The 21,269-nt window shown below is 48.1% G+C and carries 31 protein-coding genes; all 31 read right to left on the bottom strand.

Annotated elements, in window-relative coordinates; genetic code table 11:
- Position 1 precedes the first annotated feature (1 nt).
- The gene (locus tag ACZYR9_RS20865) at positions 2 to 310 is read right to left on the bottom strand and encodes a hypothetical protein (protein WP_488980389.1); all 309 of its coding nucleotides are present in this window, start codon (positions 308 to 310) and stop codon (positions 2 to 4) included.
- Positions 311 to 318: 8 nt separating this feature from the next.
- Entirely contained in the window at positions 319 to 1,071 is a 753-nt protein-coding gene (map, locus tag ACZYR9_RS20860) for a type I methionyl aminopeptidase (protein ID WP_488980388.1), read from the bottom strand.
- Positions 1,071 to 1,721 carry an adenylate kinase gene (locus ACZYR9_RS20855; protein ID WP_488980387.1) on the bottom strand — a complete coding sequence of 217 codons (651 nt, stop codon included), beginning with the start codon at positions 1,719 to 1,721 and terminating at the stop codon, positions 1,071 to 1,073. The genes map and ACZYR9_RS20855 overlap by 1 nt, the downstream gene beginning before the upstream one ends.
- 87 nt (positions 1,722 to 1,808) lie before the next feature.
- Positions 1,809 to 3,110, bottom strand: coding sequence for a preprotein translocase subunit SecY (secY, locus tag ACZYR9_RS20850; RefSeq protein WP_488980386.1), 1,302 nt, complete (start codon positions 3,108 to 3,110; stop codon positions 1,809 to 1,811).
- A complete protein-coding gene (gene rplO, locus ACZYR9_RS20845; RefSeq protein ID WP_488980385.1) occupies positions 3,110 to 3,550 on the bottom strand; it encodes a 50S ribosomal protein L15 in 441 nt (146 codons plus the stop codon). The genes secY and rplO overlap by 1 nt, the downstream gene beginning before the upstream one ends.
- A 33-nt stretch (positions 3,551 to 3,583) precedes the next feature.
- Entirely contained in the window at positions 3,584 to 3,772 is a 189-nt protein-coding gene (rpmD, locus tag ACZYR9_RS20840; protein WP_488980384.1) for a 50S ribosomal protein L30, read from the bottom strand.
- A gap of 10 nt (positions 3,773 to 3,782) precedes the next feature.
- Complete coding sequence (gene rpsE / locus ACZYR9_RS20835) at positions 3,783 to 4,280, bottom strand: 30S ribosomal protein S5 (RefSeq protein WP_488980383.1); 498 nt, start codon at positions 4,278 to 4,280, stop codon at positions 3,783 to 3,785.
- Positions 4,281 to 4,310: 30 nt separating this feature from the next.
- On the bottom strand, positions 4,311 to 4,679 hold the full coding sequence (rplR, locus tag ACZYR9_RS20830; RefSeq protein WP_488980382.1) for a 50S ribosomal protein L18: 369 nt from the start codon (positions 4,677 to 4,679) through the stop codon (positions 4,311 to 4,313).
- Between the two features lie 62 nt (positions 4,680 to 4,741).
- A complete protein-coding gene (gene rplF / locus ACZYR9_RS20825; RefSeq protein WP_488980381.1) occupies positions 4,742 to 5,284 on the bottom strand; it encodes a 50S ribosomal protein L6 in 543 nt (180 codons plus the stop codon).
- A gap of 31 nt (positions 5,285 to 5,315) precedes the next feature.
- Positions 5,316 to 5,714 (bottom strand): 30S ribosomal protein S8, encoded by a 399-nt coding sequence (gene rpsH / locus ACZYR9_RS20820; protein WP_488980380.1) that lies wholly within the window; start codon positions 5,712 to 5,714, stop codon positions 5,316 to 5,318.
- A gap of 33 nt (positions 5,715 to 5,747) precedes the next feature.
- Positions 5,748 to 5,933: a type Z 30S ribosomal protein S14 gene (locus tag ACZYR9_RS20815; RefSeq protein ID WP_010498863.1), complete on the bottom strand. Its 186-nt coding sequence runs from the start codon at positions 5,931 to 5,933 to the stop codon at positions 5,748 to 5,750.
- A 57-nt stretch (positions 5,934 to 5,990) separates the two neighbouring features.
- Positions 5,991 to 6,533, bottom strand: a complete 543-nt coding sequence (gene rplE / locus ACZYR9_RS20810; RefSeq protein WP_488980379.1) for a 50S ribosomal protein L5 — start codon at positions 6,531 to 6,533, stop codon at positions 5,991 to 5,993.
- A gap of 30 nt (positions 6,534 to 6,563) precedes the next feature.
- On the bottom strand, positions 6,564 to 6,917 hold the full coding sequence (rplX, locus tag ACZYR9_RS20805) for a 50S ribosomal protein L24 (protein ID WP_488980378.1): 354 nt from the start codon (positions 6,915 to 6,917) through the stop codon (positions 6,564 to 6,566).
- 75 nt (positions 6,918 to 6,992) lie between these two features.
- Positions 6,993 to 7,361: a 50S ribosomal protein L14 gene (rplN, locus tag ACZYR9_RS20800; protein ID WP_054818720.1), complete on the bottom strand. Its 369-nt coding sequence runs from the start codon at positions 7,359 to 7,361 to the stop codon at positions 6,993 to 6,995.
- A 41-nt stretch (positions 7,362 to 7,402) separates the two neighbouring features.
- On the bottom strand, positions 7,403 to 7,666 hold the full coding sequence (rpsQ, locus tag ACZYR9_RS20795; protein WP_488980377.1) for a 30S ribosomal protein S17: 264 nt from the start codon (positions 7,664 to 7,666) through the stop codon (positions 7,403 to 7,405).
- Between the two features lie 24 nt (positions 7,667 to 7,690).
- On the bottom strand, positions 7,691 to 7,891 hold the full coding sequence (rpmC, locus tag ACZYR9_RS20790; protein WP_488980376.1) for a 50S ribosomal protein L29: 201 nt from the start codon (positions 7,889 to 7,891) through the stop codon (positions 7,691 to 7,693).
- A complete protein-coding gene (gene rplP / locus ACZYR9_RS20785) occupies positions 7,881 to 8,315 on the bottom strand; it encodes a 50S ribosomal protein L16 (RefSeq protein ID WP_488980375.1) in 435 nt (144 codons plus the stop codon). Before rplP ends, rpmC begins: the two co-directional genes overlap by 11 nt.
- Before the next feature lie 2 nt (positions 8,316 to 8,317).
- Complete coding sequence (rpsC, locus tag ACZYR9_RS20780) at positions 8,318 to 8,983, bottom strand: 30S ribosomal protein S3 (RefSeq protein ID WP_488980374.1); 666 nt, start codon at positions 8,981 to 8,983, stop codon at positions 8,318 to 8,320.
- Positions 8,984 to 8,996: 13 nt separating this feature from the next.
- A complete protein-coding gene (gene rplV, locus ACZYR9_RS20775; RefSeq protein WP_488980373.1) occupies positions 8,997 to 9,332 on the bottom strand; it encodes a 50S ribosomal protein L22 in 336 nt (111 codons plus the stop codon).
- A 48-nt stretch (positions 9,333 to 9,380) separates the two neighbouring features.
- Positions 9,381 to 9,665 carry a 30S ribosomal protein S19 gene (gene rpsS, locus ACZYR9_RS20770; RefSeq protein WP_488980372.1) on the bottom strand — a complete coding sequence of 95 codons (285 nt, stop codon included), beginning with the start codon at positions 9,663 to 9,665 and terminating at the stop codon, positions 9,381 to 9,383.
- Positions 9,666 to 9,704: 39 nt separating this feature from the next.
- A complete protein-coding gene (rplB, locus tag ACZYR9_RS20765) occupies positions 9,705 to 10,535 on the bottom strand; it encodes a 50S ribosomal protein L2 (RefSeq protein WP_488980371.1) in 831 nt (276 codons plus the stop codon).
- A 31-nt stretch (positions 10,536 to 10,566) separates the two neighbouring features.
- Positions 10,567 to 10,857 carry a 50S ribosomal protein L23 gene (gene rplW, locus ACZYR9_RS20760; RefSeq protein WP_488980370.1) on the bottom strand — a complete coding sequence of 97 codons (291 nt, stop codon included), beginning with the start codon at positions 10,855 to 10,857 and terminating at the stop codon, positions 10,567 to 10,569.
- Entirely contained in the window at positions 10,857 to 11,480 is a 624-nt protein-coding gene (rplD, locus tag ACZYR9_RS20755; RefSeq protein WP_488980369.1) for a 50S ribosomal protein L4, read from the bottom strand. The genes rplW and rplD overlap by 1 nt, the downstream gene beginning before the upstream one ends.
- A 24-nt stretch (positions 11,481 to 11,504) precedes the next feature.
- On the bottom strand, positions 11,505 to 12,131 hold the full coding sequence (gene rplC, locus ACZYR9_RS20750; RefSeq protein WP_488980368.1) for a 50S ribosomal protein L3: 627 nt from the start codon (positions 12,129 to 12,131) through the stop codon (positions 11,505 to 11,507).
- A 54-nt stretch (positions 12,132 to 12,185) separates the two neighbouring features.
- Positions 12,186 to 12,494: a 30S ribosomal protein S10 gene (gene rpsJ / locus ACZYR9_RS20745; protein ID WP_062410373.1), complete on the bottom strand. Its 309-nt coding sequence runs from the start codon at positions 12,492 to 12,494 to the stop codon at positions 12,186 to 12,188.
- Positions 12,495 to 12,794: 300 nt separating this feature from the next.
- A complete protein-coding gene (tuf, locus tag ACZYR9_RS20740; RefSeq protein WP_488980367.1) occupies positions 12,795 to 13,985 on the bottom strand; it encodes an elongation factor Tu in 1,191 nt (396 codons plus the stop codon).
- A 34-nt stretch (positions 13,986 to 14,019) separates the two neighbouring features.
- Positions 14,020 to 16,095 (bottom strand): elongation factor G, encoded by a 2,076-nt coding sequence (gene fusA, locus ACZYR9_RS20735; RefSeq protein WP_488980366.1) that lies wholly within the window; start codon positions 16,093 to 16,095, stop codon positions 14,020 to 14,022.
- Between the two features lie 35 nt (positions 16,096 to 16,130).
- Positions 16,131 to 16,601, bottom strand: coding sequence for a 30S ribosomal protein S7 (gene rpsG / locus ACZYR9_RS20730; protein ID WP_488980365.1), 471 nt, complete (start codon positions 16,599 to 16,601; stop codon positions 16,131 to 16,133).
- 45 nt (positions 16,602 to 16,646) lie between these two features.
- Entirely contained in the window at positions 16,647 to 17,066 is a 420-nt protein-coding gene (gene rpsL / locus ACZYR9_RS20725) for a 30S ribosomal protein S12 (protein WP_210019539.1), read from the bottom strand.
- 130 nt (positions 17,067 to 17,196) lie between these two features.
- Positions 17,197 to 17,448 carry a 50S ribosomal protein L7ae-like protein gene (locus ACZYR9_RS20720; protein WP_488980364.1) on the bottom strand — a complete coding sequence of 84 codons (252 nt, stop codon included), beginning with the start codon at positions 17,446 to 17,448 and terminating at the stop codon, positions 17,197 to 17,199.
- A gap of 152 nt (positions 17,449 to 17,600) precedes the next feature.
- Positions 17,601 to 21,221, bottom strand: a complete 3,621-nt coding sequence (gene rpoC, locus ACZYR9_RS20715) for a DNA-directed RNA polymerase subunit beta' (protein WP_488980363.1) — start codon at positions 21,219 to 21,221, stop codon at positions 17,601 to 17,603.
- Positions 21,222 to 21,269 lie beyond the last annotated feature (48 nt).

The following is a 21,269-nucleotide window of genomic DNA, read 5'->3' as shown; positions in this document are numbered from 1 at the left end:
GTCATTCTCCTTTCTCTAGCGCTTCTGCAGATAAATTGTCCACAATCTTGTGGAGCGCAAAACGTAATTTGCCATTCGTGACTCGTCCGGTCTCACGCAGACTATCAGCTACCTCTGAGCTGACCGCCGGAAGGAGATCGAGATGAATGATATTTTTCTTCTTGGGTTCATCGAATTTCCGTTTGTCGCCGTCTGCAATCCACACGTATCGTTGGTCTACGACGCCGATAATGACGGCGTACTTCCCGGAATCACGTCCCCGATTCACCCTTACCATTTGTCCGATGCAAGGCATATTCAATGGTTCCATCGCAAAGCCTACTTACCGGGAAGCGTCAAAATTTCGTAACCGTCTGCCGTAATCGCTATGGTATGCTCGAAATGAGCGCACAGTGTGCCATCCACCGTGACGACCGTCCAATCGTCTTCCAAGGTTCGAACATATCGTTCCCCTACATTGACCATCGGTTCGATCGCAAGCACCATACCGGGCTTAAGCCGCGGGCCGTGACCGGCCGGGCCATAGTTAGGAATTTGCGGCTCCTCGTGAAGCTCGGTACCAATCCCATGTCCTACATACTCTCGGACAACTGAAAAACCTTCATCCTCAATGCACCTTTGAATGGCGTTGGAAATCGTGTACAGCCGGGCATCCGGTTTAGCCTCGGCAAGCCCTGCATACAGCGACCTTTCGGTCACCTCCAGAAGCTTCCGTGCCGTATCGGAAATGGTTCCGACACCGTATGTCCATGCCGAATCCCCATGATATCCCTTATATTGCGCACCGATATCGATACTAATAATGTCGCCATCCTTCAGCTTTCGTTGACCGGGTATGCCGTGAACCAATTCATCGTTGACAGAAGCACAGATACTTCCGGAAAAACCATTGTAACCTTTAAAAGACGGAATAGCGCCTTGACTCCGGATATATTCTTCAGCGATTTGATCGAGCTCTTTGGTTGTAATATCGGGCTGAATGTGTTTTTGAAGCAGCCGGTGGGTATCCGCAACAATGCGGCCAGCCTCCCGCATCAATTCCAATTCAGCTGCTGACTTACAAATGATCATTACGCTTGCCCTCGCAATAGTGAACTGATTTGTGCAGTAACCGTATTTATCTCTTGCTCACCGTTAACCTCACGCAATATTCCCTTGTTACGATAGTACTCCAAAAGAGGAGCGGTTTTATTGATATACTCGTCCAAACGAGTCCCTACTTTTTCTTCGTTATCATCCGAACGTTGATACAATTCACCAGAACATTTGTCGCAAACATTCTCACGTGCAGGGGGGTTAAACAAGATATGATACGTAGCTCCACAAGATTTGCAGATTCTGCGGCCCGTTAAACGGGCAAGCAGTAAATCCCGGTCCACTTTCAGGTTAATCACATGCTCGATGCTTTTACCCAGCGATTGTGCAATACCGTCCAGCGCCTCCGCTTGGGAGATGGTCCGGGGAAATCCGTCAAGCAAAAATCCTTTACTGCAGTCCGGCTGCCCAAGTCTTTCACGAACAATCCCGATCGTAATTTCATCCGGGACGAGCAACCCTTGATCAACATATTTCTTCGCCTCAACTCCAAGCGGCGTCTCCTGCTTCATCGCCAGCCTGAACGCATCACCGGTCGAAATATGCGGGATTTGAAACTCGTCAACGATTCGTTCCGCCTGAGTGCCTTTGCCTGCACCAGGAGGCCCCATAAAGATGATGTTCATCACGACTTCCTCCCCTACTGCATCATTCGATGCTAACAGCACAATAGGTGCCGATAGCTCTAGAAGTCAGCTATCAGTACCTATTCACTATTTGTTAATGAAACCTTTGTAGTGGCGTTTGATTAACTGGCTTTCGATTTGCTTCATCGTTTCCAATCCTACACCGATGACGATCAGCAAGGAAGTGCCGCCGATCTGTACGGATTGCGGCAAGCCGGCCAAAGAACCGAACAAAATCGGAAGAATGGAAATGGCAGCCAGGAAAAGCGCCCCGGATAAAGTAATTCTCGTCATTACCCGCGTCAGATAAGCAGATGTCGTTTTGCCTGGTCGAATTCCCGGAATGTATCCGCCGTTTTTCTTCATTTGGTCCGCCATTTGTACAGGGTTAATCTGTACAAAGGTGTAGAAGTAAGTGAATCCGATGATCAGCAAAACATACAGCACCATCCCGAGCGGATGAGTATAGCTCATATTCGTGATGATCCAATCGGCAACCGGATTGCCTCTCCAGAAGCTCGCGATTGTCGGCGGAAACACCAAGAGTGAAAGTGCGAAGATAACCGGAATGACACCTGCCGCATTAACCTTAAGCGGAATATGCGTCGATTGACCTCCGAACATTTTACGGCCAACTACTCTCTTAGCGTATTGAACAGGGATTTTACGAACGCCCTGTTGGACGAAAATTACACCCGCAATCAATGCAATGATCACGAGCACAATGATCGCAACCTTCACTACATTAAGGAAGAGCGCACCGCCGGCATCAACAAATTGCGTTTGATAAATTTGCTGAATACCTGTCGGAATTGCAGCCACGATGCCTGCAAAGATGATAATGGAAATACCATTTCCAATGCCATTCTCGGTGATTTGTTCCCCTAACCACATCAGAAAAGCAGTGCCCGCCGTGAGGACGATCGCAATCAAAGCATAGGTCGCAAAGGTCGGATTGATTACCAATCCCGTGTATAGGCGATTAAACCCGATCGCAAGCCCGAATGCTTGAATGATCCCCAGCACGATGGTCCCGTAACGGGTAATTTGCCCTAACTTCTTCCGGCCTACTTCTCCTTCTTTCGCCCATTGGGCGAATCTAGGAATGACATCCATGGAGAGCAGTTGCACAATGATCGATGCCGTGATATAAGGCATGATCCCCATCGCAAAGATAGAGAATTGGAACAAAGCGCCGCCCGAAAAAGTATTAAGCAAACCGAACACGCCGCCTTGGCTGGCATGGTCTTGGAGCTTCAGAATGTCTGTGTTGATGTTAGGTACCGGAATAAAAGCACCAATTCTGTAGACGATCAGCACAAGTAAGGTGAAAATGATTCGCTTGCGCAGATCCTCTACTTTCATAATATTGGATATGGTACGAAACATTAAATCACCTCGGTTTGACCGCCTGCAGCCTGAATTTTTTCTACCGCAGATTGGGAGAATTTGTTGGCCTTGACGTTCAATTTAACCGTGATTTCACCGTTACCCAAGATTTTGATGCCGTCTCTTGGATTTTTCACGATGCCGGATTCAAGTAAAGTCTCCGGAGTAACTTCCGTACCCGCTGCAAATTTGTTCAAATCCTCAACGTTAACAACAGCAAATTCCTTGCGGAATTGGTTGTTGAATCCACGTTTTGGCAAGCGACGATAAAGCGGGTTTTGACCGCCCTCAAATCCCGGACGAACACCGCCGCCGGAACGCGCATTTTGACCTTTGTGACCGCGAGTTGCTGTTTTCCCCATACCGCTACCCACACCGCGTCCTACACGCTTGCGGGAACTGCGAGAACCGGGAGCAGAAGTAAGCTCATGCAATTTCATCGTTTGCACCTCCTCTAGCTATATGGTAAGCTGTTACGCTTCGATTTCTTTCACTTCTACCAAGTGACTTACTTGGTTAACCATACCGCGAATCGCGGCATTGTCTGCTTGTGTTACAGTTTGATGCAGCTTGCGAAGTCCCAAAGCCGTAACTGTACGACGCTGAGTCTCAGGACGACCGATCAGGCTGCGCTTGAGGGTAATTTGCAATTGCTTAGCCATGGTATCCCTCCTAACCTAAGAGTTCTTCAACGGTTTTACCGCGAAGCTTAGCCACTTCTTCCGCACGTTTCAGACGGCTCAAGCCTTCCAGGGTTGCGTTGACCATGTTAATGGAGTTCGAAGATCCGAGGGACTTCGTCAAAATGTCGCCTACGCCAGCCAGCTCGAGTACGGCACGAACCGGGCCGCCTGCGATTACTCCTGTACCTTTGGAAGCAGGTTTAAGAAGAACTTTACCTGCGCCGAAGTGTCCGGTCACCAAATGAGGAATTGTAGTTCCGACGATAGGAACGTGAATCAGGTTTTTCTTTGCATCTTCAATACCTTTGCGAATCGCATCAGGTACCTCGGAAGCTTTACCGATTCCAGCGCCTACCCAACCTTTGCCGTCGCCTACAACCACGAGTGCGCTAAAGCTGAAACGGCGACCGCCTTTTACTACTTTAGCAACGCGGTTAATATGAACGACTTTTTCAGTCAGCTCTAAAGTATTGGGATCAATACGCAAGTCCTTTACCTCCTTATGTGTAAATTTAGATTAGAATTCAAGACCTGCTTCACGAGCAGCGTCTGCGAGTGCTTTAATACGTCCGTGATACAAATATCCGCCGCGGTCGAAAACAACTTTCTCGATACCGGCTTTTTTGGCGCGTTCTGCAATCAGTGCGCCGACCTTTGTAGCAGCTTCGACGTTGCCGCCGTTAGCGATGCCCTCTCTTAGTTCCTTATCTTGCGTGGAAGCGGAAGCGATCGTTACGCCTTTTACGTCATCGATCAATTGGGCATATACATGCTTAGAGGAACGAAAAATGTTGAGACGCGGACGCTCAGTCGTTCCTTGAATTTTCTTACGAACGCGAAGATGTCTTTTCAAACGCGCTTTATTTTTATCGCCTTTGGTAATCATTCTTGGGTCACTCCTTTCGAGTTGGATCAGAAGTATTATCACGCAATAGGAATTACGCGGCCTTACTTCTTCTTACCGGCTTTACCTTCTTTACGAAGAATACGCTCGCCTTCGTACTTAATACCTTTACCTTTATACGGTTCAGGCTCACGAACGGAACGAACTTTAGCGGCAGTTGCGCCTACCAGCTCTTTATCGATTCCTTTGACGATGATTTTCGTGTTCGAAGGAACTTCGAATTCAATGCCGTTTTCCGGCTCGATTTCTACCGGATGCGAGTAACCTACGTTCAAGACCAGCTTGTTGCCGGACTTGTTCGCACGGTAACCTACGCCAACCAAGTCGAGATTCTTGGCAAATCCGTCCGTTACTCCGCTCACCATGTTTTGCACAACACTGCGTGTCGTACCATGAAGAGAACGGTGCAATTTATTATCAGAAGGGCGTTCTACCGTAAGGACATTGTCCTCAACGCTGATCTTCATATCTTTGTGCAGCTCACGGCTCAAAGTGCCTTTAGGGCCTTTTACCGTAATCAATGTGTTATCAATAGTCACGTCTACTCCGCTTGGGATCGTGATCGGTTTGCGACCAATACGGGACATGTTTTGCACCTCCGTTCATTCAAAATCAATATTACCAAACGTAGCAGATAACTTCTCCGCCGGCTTTGGATTGACGAGCTTCCTTATCCGTCATCACACCTTTGGATGTGGACAGGATTGCGATTCCCAAACCGCCCAGTACGCGAGGCACCTCTTGGCTCTTCGCGTATACGCGCAGACCTGGCTTGCTGATTCTTTTCAAACCAGTGATGACGCGCTCGTTGTTAGGGCCGTATTTCAAGAATACGCGGATAATACCTTGCTTGCTGTCTTCGATATATTCAGCGTCACGAATGAAGCCTTCCTTCTTGAGGATCTCAGCGATTTCTCTTTTGACCTTCGAAGCCGGAATTTCCACAGTCTCGTGACGAACGACGTTAGCGTTGCGAATGCGTGTAAGCATATCTGCAATTGGATCGGACATAACCATGTGTTGTAAACCTCCTTCCCGAAACTATGAGTTTTACCAGCTTGCTTTCTTTACGCCAGGAATCTGGCCTTTGTATGCCAATTCGCGGAAGCAAATTCTGCAAATTTTAAATTTCCGAAGCACGGAATGCGGACGACCGCAGCGTTCGCAGCGCGTATAGGCCTGCACCTTAAATTTAGGAGGACGCTGCTGCTTAATCTTCATCGAAGTTTTTGCCACTTCAGTTTACACCTCCAAGGGTTTCCGTGGGAACCGGCACTCGAGTGCCCGCCCCAATTATTTGGAAAACGGCATGCCTAATTGTGTCAACAATTCACGGGATTCTTCATCCGTTTTTGCTGTAGTTACAATTACGATATCCATACCGCGGACTTTGTCCACTTTATCGTATTCAATCTCAGGGAAAATCAACTGCTCTTTCAAACCGAGCGTATAGTTACCGCGGCCGTCAAATGCTTTGGTAGATACGCCGCGGAAGTCGCGCACGCGAGGAAGAGCAACGTTGAACAATTTGTCTAAGAAATGATACATACGCTCGCCACGGAGTGTTACTTTCACGCCGATCGGCATATTTTCACGCAGTTTAAAGCCTGCGATCGATTTTTTTGCTTTGGTGATTACCGGTTTTTGACCAGAAATCATTTGCAGATCTTGAACAGCAGTATCGAGCACTTTGGAGTTGGAAACCGCTTCGCCAACACCCATGTTGATCACTACTTTTTCAATCTTAGGAACCTGCATTACCGTTGTGTAATTGAACTTCTGCATCAAAGCAGGAGTAATTTCGTTCAGAAAACGATCCTTCATTCTTGCAGCCATGAATCCGAGTACCTCCTTTCTTACCAATTATTAATCGATAATCTCGCCGGATTTTTTCGCGACGCGAACTTTTTTGCCGTTATCAAGCACTTTGTAACCTACACGAGTAGGCTCGCCTGTCTTTGGATCAACCAGCATCACGTTGGATACGTGAATCGGAGCTTCCTGAGTAAGGATGCCTCCTTGCGGGTTTTGCTGAGAAGGCTTGGCATGCTTCTTGATCATGTTCACACCTTCGACCAGCACGCGGTTTTCGCGAGGGTAAGCTGCGATAACGCGACCCGTTTTCCCTTTATCCTTACCGCTAATAACGAACACTTTGTCTTCTTTTTTAACGTGAAGTTTATTGTTATGGGACTCGAGTTTCTTCGGTTGTTTTGGCATTGTGTTTCCACCTCCTAAGGGCATTCGGAAGAATGCTTTCCTCGTAAGCATCCTTATTGAATGTCAATTACGACATTAGATAACTTCTGGAGCCAGAGATACGATTTTCATGAAGTCTCTGTCGCGAAGTTCACGAGCTACCGGTCCAAAGATACGAGTGCCCCGTGGGCTCTTGTCTTCTTTTACGATAACCGCTGCATTCTCGTCAAAGCTGATGTAGGATCCGTCCTTACGGCGCGCACCGCGTCTCGTACGTACAACTACAGCTTTAACCACATCACCCTTTTTGACAACGCCGCCTGGTGTTGCTTCTTTCACCGAGCAAACGATCAGATCACCGATGTTAGCGGTACGACGTCCGGTACCACCCAACACGCGGATACACATCAGCGATTTTGCACCAGAGTTGTCAGCTACTTTCAATCGAGTAAATGGTTGAATCATTGTGTATTCCCTCCTTCCGGAATTGATGCCAAGTGCTTATATTAAACGATAACCGCTTTTTCGACCACTTTGACCAATCTCCAGCGCTTGTCTTTGGAGAGCGGACGGGTTTCCATGATTTCAACAACATCGCCGATTTGAGCTTCATTGTTTTCGTCATGAGCTTTGAATTTTTTCGTGTATTTAATGCGCTTATGGTAGAGGTCGTGCTTTTTGTAAGTTTCAACGGCGACGACGATGGTTTTGTCCATTTTGTCGCTGACGACTTTACCCTGCTGCGTTTTACGCTCGTTGCGTTCAGCCATTTTTAAATCCTCCTCTCTCATTCATTAACTAGTGATTCCCAATTCTCTTTCACGCAAAACCGTCTTGGCCCGGGCAATATCTTTGCGGACTTTTTGAATTTGTACGGGATTTTCCAGTTGACCTGTAGCTAGTTGAAAACGGAGGTTAAAGAGCTGCTCTTTAAATCCGGAAACTTTTTGTTCGATCTCAGCAGTGGTTAAGTTGCGAAATTCACTAGCTTTCATTTGCTTCACCACCCAATTCTTCTCTTTTCACAAACTTCGTCTTGATTGGCAGCTTGTGAGAGGCGAGACGCATAGCTTCACGGGCGATCTCTTCGCTGACGCCGGCAAGTTCAAACATAACCTTACCCGGTTTAACGACAGCAACCCATTTTTCTACGTTACCTTTACCGCTACCCATCCGGACTTCAAGCGGCTTTTGGGTAATAGGCTTGGCAGGGAAAATTTTGATCCAAACCTTACCGCCACGCTTAATGTAACGGGTCATGGCGATACGTGCAGCTTCGATTTGACGGTTGGTTACCCAAGCCGGCTCCATCGCCTGCAAACCATATTCACCAAAATGTACTTCTGCTCCGCCTTTTGCACGGCCGCGCATGTTGCCGCGGTGCTCTTTGCGGTGTTTTACACGTTTAGGGACTAACATGATTAGTTGCCTCCTTCCGTAGCAGCCTTTTTCTTAGCCGTTGGAAGAACTTCGCCACGATAGATCCATACTTTTACGCCGATTCGACCATAAGTGGTATGAGCTTCTGCTGTACCATAATCGATATCCGCACGCAAAGTATGAAGAGGAACTGTACCCTCACTGTATCCTTCGGTTCTGGCGATTTCCGCTCCGCCTAAACGACCGCTAACCGATGTTTTGATTCCTTTTGCTCCGGCTCTCATCGATCTTTGAATGGCTTGTTTCAATGCACGGCGGAACGATACACGGCGCTCCAGCTGTTGTGCAATGCTTTCAGCTACAAGAATCGCATCCAGATCCGAATTTTTAACTTCCGAAATGTTGATATGAACTTTCTTGCCGTTAGTCAGCTTGGACAGGTAGCCGCGGATAACCTCGACTTCCGAACCGCCCTTACCGATAACCATACCAGGCTTAGCTGTATGAATCGTTACGTTCACGCGGTTTGCCGCACGCTCGATTTCAATGCGGGACACAGCGGATTCTTTCAACTTTGTTTTCAAATATTCGCGGATTTTAACGTCCTCCATAAGCAGATCGCCGAAATCTTTGCCAGCGTACCACTTGGATTCCCAGTCGCGAATAATACCAATTCTAAGTCCTACCGGGTTTACTTTTTGACCCACACGTTATCCCTCCTTATTTCTCAGATACCACTAATGTAATGTGGCTGGTACGTTTATTAATGCGGCTCGCACGACCCATAGCGCGAGGACGGAATCTCTTCAAGGTTGGCCCTTGGTTCACATAAGCTTGCTCAACTACCAGGCTGTTTACATCCAGGGAGTAGTTGTGCTCTGCATTGGCAATAGCCGAGTTCAAAAGCTTCTCAACGATCGGGGAAGCAGACTTTGGCGTATGACGCAAAATTGCGATCGCTTCGCCTACCTTCTTACCGCGGATCAAATCAACAACCAATTGAACTTTACGGGGAGCAACACGAACATATCTTGCAATGGCTTTAGCTTGTTGCATGGAAGTACCTCCTCTCATTCACAACTCAATCTCATTCACGATCATTTATTAGCGCTTGCCCGTTTTCTTATCGTCACCGGCGTGACCTTTATAAGTACGGGTTGGAGCAAATTCACCAAGCTTATGTCCGACCATATCCTCAGTCACATAGACCGGAACATGCTTCTTGCCGTCATATACAGCAAAGGTGTGGCCGATGAACTGCGGGAAAATCGTGGAACGACGGGACCAAGTTTTGATTACTTGTCTTTTCGTACCCTCACCGCTCATTGCTTCCACTTTCTTCAAAAGATACCCATCAACAAATGGACCTTTTTTCAAACTGCGACCCATGCTTCATTCCTCCCTTCTTTAACCGAACCGAATAACGAATTATTTCGTGCGGCGACGAATAATATATTGATTGGAAGCCTTGTTCTTCTTCCGTGTCTTGTAACCAAGTGTCGGCTTGCCCCAAGGAGACATCGGGGATTTGCGGCCGATCGGGGAGCGACCTTCACCACCACCGTGAGGGTGATCGTTCGGGTTCATAACGGAACCGCGAACTTCAGGTCTTTGACCCAACCAACGAGAACGTCCGGCTTTACCGATTTTCACGAGCTCGTGATCTTCGTTACCTACAGAACCTACCGTTGCGCGGCAAACCTTCAGGATTCTTCTCATTTCACCACTGGACAGACGAACAATAACATATTGCTCTTCTTTACCAAGCAGCTGCGCTTCCGTACCGGCAGCGCGTACCAATTGACCGCCTTTGCCAGGCTTCAACTCGATGTTGTGAATCACAGTACCTACAGGGATGTTTTCCATCGGCAAAGCGTTACCGATCTTGATGTCCGCTGTTGGACCGGATACGATTTGATCGCCAACTTTCAAACCTTTAGGCGCGAGGATGTAACGCTTCTCGCCATCCACGTAGTGGATCAATGCAATGTTAGCAGAACGGTTCGGATCATACTCGATTGTAGCAACGTTACCGGGTATTCCATCTTTGTTCCGTTTGAAATCGATAATACGGTATTTACGCTTGTGTCCGCCGCCTTGATGACGAACCGTAATTTTACCTTGGTTATTGCGTCCTGCTTTTTTGCTCAAAGGAGCCAAAAGCGATTTCTCCGGTGTCGATGTAGTGATTTCTTCAAATGTAGATACCGACATCGCACGTCTTGCCGGAGACGTTGGTTTATATTTTTTGATTGGCACGTGGGTTCCCTCCTTACTTCAAAAATTAATCTTATACTGTTTCAAAGAATTCCAGATCTTTGCTGTCTGCGCTGAGCTTCACGATCGCTTTTTTCCATTCGGAAGTATATCCGGAATAGCGGCCGTAGCGTTTTGGCTTCGCCGGCATTCTGAGCGTATTTACATTCGCTACTTTCACTTTAAAGATTTGTTCGATCGCTTGCTTGATTTCCGTTTTGTTGGAACGAAGATCCACCTCGAACACGTATTTCTTTTCGGCCATCATTTCGCTGGAGCTTTCAGTAATGATTGGTCTTTTAATAATATCGCGAGGGTTTTTCATTACGCAAACACCTCCTCTACCTTTTGCACCGCGTCCTTCGTAATGATCAGCTTGTCATAAACCATAACATCAAGCACGTTAATTCCTTCGGCAGCCACAAACTTGACTCCTGGAATGTTGCGTGCGGACAATGCTACGTTCTCGTCATAAGCAGCTGTCACGACCAAAGCCTTACGATCCACTTTAAGGTTATTCAAAATGGTTACAAATTCTTTTGTTTTCGGCTGAGCCAACTGCAATTGATCCAGCACGATGATTTCGCTTGTCTTCACCTTAGAAGACAACGCGGATTTAATCGCCAAACGGCGAACCTTCTTAGGCAGCTTGTAAGAATAGCTGCGTGGTGTCGGACCAAATACGGTACCGCCGCCTTTCCATTGTGGAGAGCGGATGCTACCTTGACGGGCACGACCTGTACCTTTTTGCTTCCAAGGCTTACGACCACCGCCGCGCACTTCAGAGCGACCTTTCGTTTTATGAGTTCCTGCACGAAGGGATGCACGCTGCATCAAAACCGCTTGATTCAATACATGAACATGCGGTTCGATTCCGAACACGCTGTCGGCCAACTCCACTTCGCCTACTTGTGAACCACTCACGTTAAACACTGCAACTTTTGGCATTTGTTATCCTCCTTTCCCGCTTTCTTACTTCTTCACCGAAGATTTCACGGTAACATAGCTGTTTTTAGGACCTGGAATGGAACCTTTAACCAGAAGAACGTTCCGTTCTACATCAACTTTAACCACTTCAAGCTTTTGAAGTGTAACCGTCTCTGTTCCCATGTGACCCGGAAGCTTTTTACCTTTTGGAACACGGTTAGCCTGAATCGAACCCATCGAACCAGGACCACGATGATAACGCGAACCATGGGCCATAGGACCTCTAGATTGGTTATGTCTTTTGATAACGCCTTGGAAACCTTTACCTTTGGATGTACCCGTTACGTCAACGAACTCGCCTTCTGCGAACAAGTCAGCCTTAATCTCCTGGCCAACTTCATACTCAGAGATTTGTACATTGCGAATTTCTTTAACGTAGCGCTTAGGTGTTGCGCCTGCTTTCTTGGCGTGGCCCAACTCAGGTTTGTTCGCATTCTTTTCCTTTTTGTCGGCAAAACCGATTTGGATGGCTTCGTAACCGTCGTTCTCCGCGTCCTTCTTTTGCAGCACTGTGCAAGGACCTGCTTCAATTACGGTAACCGGAATAACCAATCCCTCAGCAGTAAATACTTGAGTCATCCCAAGCTTTTTACCTAAGATACCTTTTGTCATCGTTGACACCTCTTTTCCTTTTTAACATGTTGTTATTTATCCACAGTGTGTATATTACAGTTTGATTTCGATGTCCACACCGGACGGCAGATCCAAACGCATCAAGGCATCAACCGTTTGCGGCGTTGGATTCACGATATCGATCAAACGCTTATGCGTACGCATCTCGAACTGTTCACGAGAATCTTTGTACTTGTGAACCGCACGAAGAATCGTGATGATTTGCTTCTCTGTCGGAAGCGGAATCGGACCAGACACTCCTGCGCCGGAACGTTTTGCAGTGTCCACAATTTTCTCGGCGGATTGATCCAGAATTCTGTGATCATAAGCCTTCAAACGAATACGAATCTTTTGCTTTGCCATAGTATTCCCTCCTTCTATCGCCCAATTTAGTATCGGACATACTCCGTGAAAATCTCCTGACCCCGTCCCTATGGCAAAGGAGCCGGGTGTGTCAGCAACCTCTCACTTCATCGCAACGTCACAGACCAACGTTCACTATTATATTAAATATCCTAAAGAAAAGCAAGCAAAAAAAACTCTAAACGCCTAAAAATTTAAAACCCTTCATCTATATAGATGAAGGGTTGCATCGGAACAGTACAAAATGCTTAGGCCTTACTTCGGAACAGTACGTGATTCTATAGGATTCGGTATACCGAATTACTTGCTGATTGTTGCAACGGCGCCTGCACCAACAGTACGGCCGCCTTCACGGATCGCGAAACGAGTACCTTCTTCGATAGCGATCGGCGCGATCAGTTCAACGGTAACGGTGATGTTGTCACCAGGCATAACCATTTCAGAACCTTCTGGAAGGTTGATGATACCAGTTACGTCCGTTGTACGGAAGTAGAACTGTGGACGGTAACCAGTGAAGAAAGGCTTATGACGTCCGCCCTCTTCTTTAGTCAGAACGTAGATTTGAGCGCTGAAGTTTGTGTGAGGCTTAACGGAGCCCGGCTTCGCCAAAACTTGTCCACGCTCGATATCTTTACGGTCTACACCACGAAGCAGTGCACCGATGTTGTCACCAGCTTGAGCGGAATCCAGAAGCTTACGGAACATTTCTACGCCCGTAACAACGGATTTGCGAGTTTCTTCAGCCAGACCGATGATTTCGATCTCGTCACCGACTTTAACTACACCACGCTCTACACGACCTGTAGCAACGGTACCACGACCAGTGATCGTGAACACGTCCTCTACCGGCATCAAGAAAGGCTTGTCAGTGTCGCGCTCAGGTGTTGGGATGTAGCTGTCGATTTGCTCGAACAACTCAACGATTTTGTCAGCCCAAGGACCGTCTGGGTTTTGCAGAGCTTCACGAGCTGCACCGCGGATGATCGGAGTGTCATCGCCTGGGAATTCATATTCGTTAAGAAGGTCGCGAACTTCCATTTCAACCAGTTCAAGAAGCTCATCGTCTTCAACCATGTCGCACTTGTTCAAGAATACAACGATGTAAGGTACGCCTACCTGACGGGACAACAGGATGTGCTCGCGAGTTTGCGGCATTGGGCCGTCAGCTGCGGATACAACCAGGATCGCTCCGTCCATTTGCGCAGCACCAGTGATCATGTTTTTAACATAGTCAGCGTGGCCTGGGCAGTCAACGTGTGCGTAGTGACGGTTAGGAGTTTCGTATTCAACGTGTGCAGTGGAGATGGTGATACCACGCTCGCGCTCTTCTGGAGCTTTGTCGATTTGGTCGAAAGCTACAGCGGCACCGCCGTATTTTTTGGACAATACTGTAGTGATTGCCGCAGTCAAAGTTGTTTTACCATGGTCAACGTGACCGATCGTACCAATGTTAACGTGCGGTTTATTACGCTCAAATTTTGCTTTTGCCATGAGTGGATAGCCTCCTTAAAATAATGTAATTATATTAAGCGCCTTTGTTCTTTGCAACGATTTCTTCTGCAATCGACTTAGGCACTTCTTCATAGTGCGAAATTTCCATCGAGTACACGCCCCGGCCTTGCGTACGGGAGCGCAATGTCGTGGAATAACCGAACATTTCGGAAAGAGGTACTTTTGCACGGATGATTTGCGCACCGAAGCGAGAATCCATACCTTCGATTCTGCCGCGGCGGGAGTTCAGGTCGCCCATAACGTCGCCCATGTACTCTTCCGGCACAGTAACTTCTACTTTCATGATCGGCTCAAGGAGCGCTGGACGGCATTTGTCAGCAGCAGCTTTGAGTGCCATGGATCCGGCAATCTTAAACGCCATTTCACTGGAGTCAACATCGTGGTAAGAACCGTCAACAACAGTTGCTTTGATGTCCACAAGCGGGAAGCCTGCGTATACACCATTCTTCATGGACTCTTCAATACCAGCTTGGATCGGACCGATGAACTCTTTTGGAATCGCACCACCGACGATTTTGCTTTCGAACTGGAATCCGGTTCCCGGCTCCAAAGGCTCAAACTCAACCCAACAATGTCCGTATTGACCGCGGCCGCCGGATTGGCGAACAAACTTACCTTCAACTTTAGCCGCTTGACGGAACGTTTCACGGTAGGCAACCTGCGGTTTACCCACATTGGTTTCTACCTTGAACTCGCGAAGCATGCGGTCTACGATGATCTCAAGGTGAAGCTCACCCATACCGGAGATGATCGTTTGGCCTGTTTCTTCGTCTGTATGCGCACGGAAAGTCGGATCTTCTTCAGACAATTTGGCGAGAGCAATACCCATTTTGTCTTGGTCGGCTTTTGTTTTTGGTTCAACAGCCAACTGGATAACCGGCTCTGGGAAGTTCATGGACTCCAGAATAACCGGATTCTTCTCATCGCACAGCGTATCACCGGTAACGGTATCCTTCAGACCTACGGCAGCTGCAATGTCACCAGCATAAACTTCGCTGATTTCTTGACGGCTGTTTGCGTGCATTTGGAGAATACGCCCGATACGCTCACGCTTGCCTTTAGTTCCGTTCAATACGTACGAACCGGAGTTCAGAACCCCAGAGTATACACGGAAGAATGTCAGCTTACCGACAAACGGGTCAGTCATGATTTTGAAAGCCAATGCAGAGAACGGCTCGTCATCGGAAGACTTACGTACTACTTCGGAACCGTCTTCGAGGGTACCCTTGATGTCCGGTACGTCGATTGGCGACGGGAGGTAGTCAATAACGGCATCCAGCATCAACTGTACGCCTTTATTACGGTAAGAAGATCCGCAGATAACCGGGAAGATTTTAACGGCTACAACCCCTTGACGGAGCGCTCCTTTAATTTCTTCGATCGTCAGCTCTTCGCCTTCAAGGTATTTCATCATGAGCTCTTCGTCAAGCTCCGCTACTTTCTCTACAAGCTCAAGGCGAAGTTCTTCCACCTTGTCTTTGTACTCAGCAGGGATTTCGGCTTGCTCAGGATCTTTGCCCAAGTCGTCCTTGTAGATATAAGCTTTACGCTCAACCAGGTCAATAACGCCTTTGAAATCATTCTCAGCGCCGATCGGCAGTTGAATAGCAACTGCGTTTGCGCCGAGCTTATCGCGCATCGATTGAATAACCTGCAGGAAATCCGCACCGATGATATCCATTTTGTTAACATAAGCGATCCGAGGAACGCCATAACGGTCGGCTTGTCTCCAAACCGTTTCCGATTGTGGCTCAACGCCTTCTTTAGCGCTGAATACGCCTACTGCTCCGTCCAATACGCGGAGGGAACGCTCAACTTCTACTGTGAAGTCAACGTGTCCCGGGGTGTCGATAATATTGATGCGGTGACCTTTCCATTGAGCGGTTGTAGCAGCGGAAGTAATGGTGATTCCGCGCTCTTGCTCCTGCTCCATCCAGTCCATCGTAGCAGCACCCTCGTGAACTTCACCGATTTTGTGCACGCGGCCAGTGTAGAACAAGATACGTTCCGTCGTGGTAGTCTTACCGGCATCAATATGCGCCATGATCCCGATGTTACGCGTATCTTTCAAGGAGAATTCTCTTGCCATCAGGAACACTCCTTCCTATTAATAGGAATTTAATTTTACCAACGATAGTGCGCGAACGCCTTGTTGGCTTCTGCCATTTTGTGCGTATCTTCGCGTTTTTTCACGGATGCGCCTGTATTGTTGCTGGCGTCGATGATTTCTTGAGCCAGTCTTTCTTCCATCGTCTTTTCACCGCGCAGGCGGGAATAGTTGACGAGCCAACGCAGACCTAAAGTCGTACGGCGGTCAGGTCTTACTTCTACCGGCACTTGATAGTTGGCACCCCCTACACGGCGAGCTTTAACTTCAAGAACAGGCATAATGTTTTTGATTGCTGCTTCAAACACTTCCATAGGCTCTTTGCCCGTACGATCTTGAATCAGGTTGAAGGCATTATAAAGGATCGTTTGAGCTGTTCCTCTTTTACCATCAATCATGATACGGTTGATCAAACGGGTAACAAGCTTGCTATTGTAAATCGGATCTGGCAATACGTCTCTGCGAGTAACTGGACCTTTACGAGGCATAGTTATCCCCCTTTCTCATAAAATCATTCAATTTAAAAAGCAATATTACTTTTTCTCTTTCGGGCGTTTTGCGCCGTACTTGGAACGTGCTTGCTTACGGTTTGCTACACCGGAAGTATCAAGTGCACCGCGAACGATGTGGTAACGTACCCCTGGAAGGTCCTTAACACGACCACCGCGAATCAGAACAACGCTGTGCTCTTGCAGGTTGTGTCCGATACCTGGGATGTAAGCAGTAACCTCAACACGGTTTGTCAAACGAACACGTGCATATTTACGAAGAGCCGAGTTCGGTTTCTTCGGAGTCATTGTACCTACACGAGTGCAGACACCACGCTTCTGAGGGGAGCTCAGATCCGTCGCTTCTCTTTTCAAGGCGTTGAAACCTCTTTGAAGAGCCGGGGATTTGGATTTTACAACTTTTGCTTCGCGTCCTTTACGAACGAGCTGGTTAATTGTTGGCATATTGGCCACCTCCTTTAATATGAATGGTTCTTGCTTTTCAAGCCCACAGATCCAGGCGAATCGTAAATGAACAAAGGAAAAGTTTTTACCTTAGACCTTTAACAGATTTTCAGGCAAAAACATTACTACATCATTCATTCACTACCGCAGCCACAGCTGCGCCTACTTCGATTCCACACGCTTTACCTAACATGGTCATAGAGTCCACGTATGTCACTTTAACCCCCATGTTCTTGCAGAGGTTAACTATTTTTATCGTAATTCGCGGATCTGCATCTCTAGCAACGAAAACTTCGGCGGCATGTCCCGTCTCTACCATCTTCGTCGTTTGTTTCGTGCCGATAATCAGCTTCGCTGCCTGTTTCACTTTATCATAAGACATAGATCATATCCTCCAAAAGGACAGGTACTAGGCTTATAAAATGGCACACTTTGATATATTAGCACTTCGGTTTTCCCGTGTCAAGAATGAACGCCTGCCTTCAAAAAGATTTTACAATCCATTTTTTGAAGGCAAGCGCCGGGTATTCTTCGTTACTCTACGGTTACCGCTTCTGCTTCAGTCAATTCTTCATCGATCGGCTCGGCATTCGGATCTGTAATCCGGATGTTACGGTATCTTGCCATGCCCGTACCTGCCGGAATCAGCTTACCGATAATGACATTTTCTTTCAAGCCGAGCAGCTGGTCCACTTTCCCCTTGATTGCCGCATCCGTAAGAACACGTGTCGTTTCTTGGAACGACGCTGCAGAGAGGAAGGAATCTGTCTCGAGTGATGCTTTGGTAATACCCAGAAGCACCGGTTTTGCAACAGCAGGTTCCTCGTTGGCAAAGAGCGCCACTTTGTTTGCTTCTTCATATTCATGAATATCGACAAAGGATCCCGGAAGCAGCGTTGTATTCCCGGCATCGACGATACGAATTTTGCGCAGCATTTGGCGAATCATCACTTCAACGTGTTTGTCGTTGATTTCTACACCTTGGTTCCGGTATACGCGCTGAACTTCCTGAAGGATATAGTTCTGCACGCCGCGGATCCCTTTAATGCGCAGCATTTCTTTCGGATCGATAGAGCCTTCCGTCAACTCGTCTCCCGCCTCGACGTTCTGGTTCACCGTTACGCGAATCCGTGAACCGTAAGGTACGGAATACACTTTGGATTCGGCTTCGCCTTGAACCTCGATCTCACGACGATCCTTGGCTTCGCGAATTTCCTTGATTACACCGTCAATCTCGGAAATTATCGCCTGCCCTTTTGGATTACGGGCTTCGAAAAGCTCCTGTATCCGCGGCAAACCTTGCGTGATGTCATCGCCCGCAACGCCCCCGGTATGGAACGTACGCATGGTCAGCTGCGTTCCCGGTTCACCGATGGACTGCGCCGCGATAATACCTACGGCTTCGCCAATTTCTACGTGCTGGCCTGTTGCCAGGTTACGGCCGTAGCATTTTTTGCAGACGCCATGTCTGGAACGGCAGCTAAGAACGGAACGAATTTGCACCTTTTCGATTCCAGCTTCAATAATTTGGTCGGCAATGGTTGCTTCAATCAACTCATTACGGTTAACAATAACTTCACCGGTCTGCGGATTGCGAATCGTTTCGAAGGCATAACGACCTTCGATACGGTCGTATAGATCCTCAATGACTTCTTTGCCGTCCTGAATTCTGCTGACAAGGAACCCTTTATCGGTACCGCAATCTTCATCACGGACAATAACATCTTGGGCTACGTCGACAAGACGACGGGTCAAGTAACCTGAGTCTGCCGTACGAAGAGCCGTATCCGCCAAGCCTTTCCGCGCACCGTGCGTGGAGATAAAGTACTCCAATACGGTCAAGCCTTCACGGAAGTTCGATTTGATCGGGAGCTCGATAATTTTACCGGACGGGTTGGCCATCAGACCGCGCATACCGCCCAGCTGGGTAATCTGCGATTTGTTACCCCGTGCTTTGGATTCCACCATCATGTTGATGGAATTGTATTTATCCAGCGACTTCATCAGAATGTCGGTGATTTCATCCTTGGCTTTACTCCAGATCGCAATGACGCGGTCGTAACGCTCGTCATCGGTGATTAAGCCGCGGCGGTATTGATTCGTAACCACACGCACTTTTTCATCGGACTCTTTAAGGATTTCATCTTTCTCCTTTGGAACCGTCACATCGGCTACGGCAATCGTAATACCGGCACGTGTGGAGTAAGTAAATCCTAGCTGCTTGATATTATCAAGCGTGATCGATGTTTGTGTCGTATGGTAACGGCGGAAGCATTCTGCAATAATTGTACCCAGGTAATCTTTCCCAACCGCTTTGGTTTCAGGCAGCTCCGCCATTTTCTTGCGGATGTCTACACCCTTTTCGAATACAAAGTAGTCATTCGAAGGTCCGTTAAGCAAGTTAGCCTTTGTGGCCTCATTAATATACGGGAAGTCCGCTGGATAGATTTCATTGAAAATGATTTTACCGATCGTTGTAATCAGCACAGCTTCCTGCTGTTCCGGCGTGAAGCTGGTTTTATTCAACGCCTTGGTCGGAATCGCAACCCGTGCATGAAGGGATGCATCCCCACGGTGGTAAAGCGACACGGCTTCCTTAATCGAACGAATAATGGTGCCTGAGCCTTTGGATTCCTTGTTTTCGGTCGTCAAATAGAAGCTTCCCAAAACCATATCCTGAGACGGTGTAACAACCGGTTTGCCGTCCTTCGGATTGAGGATATTCCCGGCCGCGAGCATCAGCAAGCGGGCTTCAGCCTGTGCTTCTGCAGACAACGGAACGTGCACGGCCATCTGGTCTCCGTCAAAGTCGGCGTTATATGCCGTACAAACGAGCGGATGCAGCTTGATGGCCCGGCCTTCGACCAGAATCGGTTCGAAAGCCTGAATACCCAAACGGTGAAGCGTGGGGGCACGGTTCAGCAGAACCGGATGTTCCTTGATGACTTCCTCAAGAACATCCCATACCTCCGGACTAACGCGTTCCACTTTGCGTTTTGCGCTCTTAATGTTATGCGCAAGGCCTTTATTTACAAGCTCTTTCATGACGAAAGGCTTAAACAGTTCCAACGCCATTTCCTTTGGAAGACCGCACTGATACATCTTCAGACTCGGTCCTACCACGATAACGGAACGGCCGGAGTAGTCAACCCGCTTACCCAAGAGGTTTTGACGGAAGCGTCCTTGCTTACCTTTCAGCATATGGCTGAGAGATTTGAGCGGACGGTTACCCGGTCCTGTAACAGGACGGCCGCGACGGCCGTTATCGATCAATGCGTCCACTGCCTCTTGGAGCATCCGCTTCTCGTTTTGTACGATAATATCGGGTGCGCCCAGGTCGAGCAGACGTTTAAGACGGTTGTTCCGGTTAATAACCCGGCGGTACAAATCGTTCAAGTCGGAGGTCGCAAAGCGGCCGCCGTCGAGCTGCACCATCGGACGAAGCTCCGGAGGGATAACCGGCAGCACATCGAGTACCATCCACTCCGGCATATTTTTGGAGTTACGGAATGCTTCCATAACCTCAAGACGCTTAATGGCACGGTTACGGCGTTGCCCTTGTGCGGTTTTGAGCTCTTCCTTCAACATATCGACTTCTTTCTCGATGTCGATGTCTTGAAGCAGTCTCTTTACCGCTTCCGCACCCATGCCGGCTTGGAATGCATAGCCGTACTTTTCCCGGTAGCTGCGGTATTCCTTCTCGGAAAGCAGCTGTTTTTTCTCCAGGGGCGTATCTCCCGGATCAGTCACGACATAGGACGCAAAGTAAATGATCTCTTCCAGAGACCGAGGAGACATGTCGAGCGCAAGTCCCATACGGCTTGGAATCCCTTTGAAATACCAGATATGTGAAACCGGTGCTGCCAGCTCGATGTGACCCATGCGCTCTCGGCGTACTTTTTGACGTGTAACCTCTACGCCGCAGCGATCACAGACAACGCCTTTGTAACGAACCCGTTTATATTTACCGCAGTGACATTCCCAATCCTTGGTCGGTCCAAATATTTTCTCACAGAACAATCCTTCTTTTTCAGGTTTCAGCGTCCTGTAGTTGATCGTCTCCGGCTTTTTCACTTCGCCTCTGGACCATGAACGGATTTTGTCGGGGGAAGCCAATCCGATTTTCATGAATTCAAAATTGTTGACGTCGATCAAGGAGCAACCCTCCTCCAAGTTTGTGTGGGCAAAACTACACCGGAAGCA

It is taken from the genome of Paenibacillus sp. F024, assembly GCF_057814255.1.
The sequence above is the reverse complement of the archived record's forward strand: the minus strand, read 5'-3'. Positions and strand labels throughout refer to the sequence as shown.

Bases quoted from the DNA above. Each gene is read 5' to 3' on its own strand.
- ACZYR9_RS20865 (WP_488980389.1), bottom strand. From the start codon at position 310: ATGGAACCATTGAATATGCCTTGCATCGGACAAATGGTAAGGGTGAAT.
- map (WP_488980388.1), bottom strand. From the start codon at position 1,071: ATGATCATTTGTAAGTCAGCAGCTGAATTGGAATTGATGCGGGAGGCT.
- ACZYR9_RS20855 (WP_488980387.1), bottom strand. From the start codon at position 1,721: ATGAACATCATCTTTATGGGGCCTCCTGGTGCAGGCAAAGGCACTCAG.
- secY (WP_488980386.1), bottom strand. From the start codon at position 3,110: ATGTTTCGTACCATATCCAATATTATGAAAGTAGAGGATCTGCGCAAG.
- rplO (WP_488980385.1), bottom strand. From the start codon at position 3,550: ATGAAATTGCATGAGCTTACTTCTGCTCCCGGTTCTCGCAGTTCCCGC.
- rpmD (WP_488980384.1), bottom strand. From the start codon at position 3,772: ATGGCTAAGCAATTGCAAATTACCCTCAAGCGCAGCCTGATCGGTCGT.
- rplR (WP_488980382.1), bottom strand. From the start codon at position 4,679: ATGATTACCAAAGGCGATAAAAATAAAGCGCGTTTGAAAAGACATCTT.
- rplF (WP_488980381.1), bottom strand. From the start codon at position 5,284: ATGTCCCGTATTGGTCGCAAACCGATCACGATCCCAAGCGGAGTAGAC.
- rpsH (WP_488980380.1), bottom strand. From the start codon at position 5,714: ATGGTTATGTCCGATCCAATTGCAGATATGCTTACACGCATTCGCAAC.
- rplE (WP_488980379.1), bottom strand. From the start codon at position 6,533: ATGGCTGCAAGAATGAAGGATCGTTTTCTGAACGAAATTACTCCTGCT.
- rplX (WP_488980378.1), bottom strand. From the start codon at position 6,917: ATGCCAAAACAACCGAAGAAACTCGAGTCCCATAACAATAAACTTCAC.
- rplN (WP_054818720.1), bottom strand. From the start codon at position 7,361: ATGATTCAACCATTTACTCGATTGAAAGTAGCTGACAACTCTGGTGCA.
- rpsQ (WP_488980377.1), bottom strand. From the start codon at position 7,666: ATGGCTGAACGCAACGAGCGTAAAACGCAGCAGGGTAAAGTCGTCAGC.
- rpmC (WP_488980376.1), bottom strand. From the start codon at position 7,891: ATGAAAGCTAGTGAATTTCGCAACTTAACCACTGCTGAGATCGAACAA.
- rplP (WP_488980375.1), bottom strand. From the start codon at position 8,315: ATGTTAGTCCCTAAACGTGTAAAACACCGCAAAGAGCACCGCGGCAAC.
- rplV (WP_488980373.1), bottom strand. From the start codon at position 9,332: ATGCAACAAGCTAAAGCCATTGCAAGATATGTTCGTGTTGCTCCCCGT.
- rpsS (WP_488980372.1), bottom strand. From the start codon at position 9,665: ATGGGTCGCAGTTTGAAAAAAGGTCCATTTGTTGATGGGTATCTTTTG.
- rplW (WP_488980370.1), bottom strand. From the start codon at position 10,857: ATGAAAAACCCTCGCGATATTATTAAAAGACCAATCATTACTGAAAGC.
- rplD (WP_488980369.1), bottom strand. From the start codon at position 11,480: ATGCCAAAAGTTGCAGTGTTTAACGTGAGTGGTTCACAAGTAGGCGAA.
- rplC (WP_488980368.1), bottom strand. From the start codon at position 12,131: ATGACAAAAGGTATCTTAGGTAAAAAGCTTGGGATGACTCAAGTATTT.
- rpsJ (WP_062410373.1), bottom strand. From the start codon at position 12,494: ATGGCAAAGCAAAAGATTCGTATTCGTTTGAAGGCTTATGATCACAGA.
- tuf (WP_488980367.1), bottom strand. From the start codon at position 13,985: ATGGCAAAAGCAAAATTTGAGCGTAATAAACCGCACGTTAACATTGGT.
- fusA (WP_488980366.1), bottom strand. From the start codon at position 16,095: ATGGCAAGAGAATTCTCCTTGAAAGATACGCGTAACATCGGGATCATG.
- rpsG (WP_488980365.1), bottom strand. From the start codon at position 16,601: ATGCCTCGTAAAGGTCCAGTTACTCGCAGAGACGTATTGCCAGATCCG.
- rpsL (WP_210019539.1), bottom strand. From the start codon at position 17,066: ATGCCAACAATTAACCAGCTCGTTCGTAAAGGACGCGAAGCAAAAGTT.
- ACZYR9_RS20720 (WP_488980364.1), bottom strand. From the start codon at position 17,448: ATGTCTTATGATAAAGTGAAACAGGCAGCGAAGCTGATTATCGGCACG.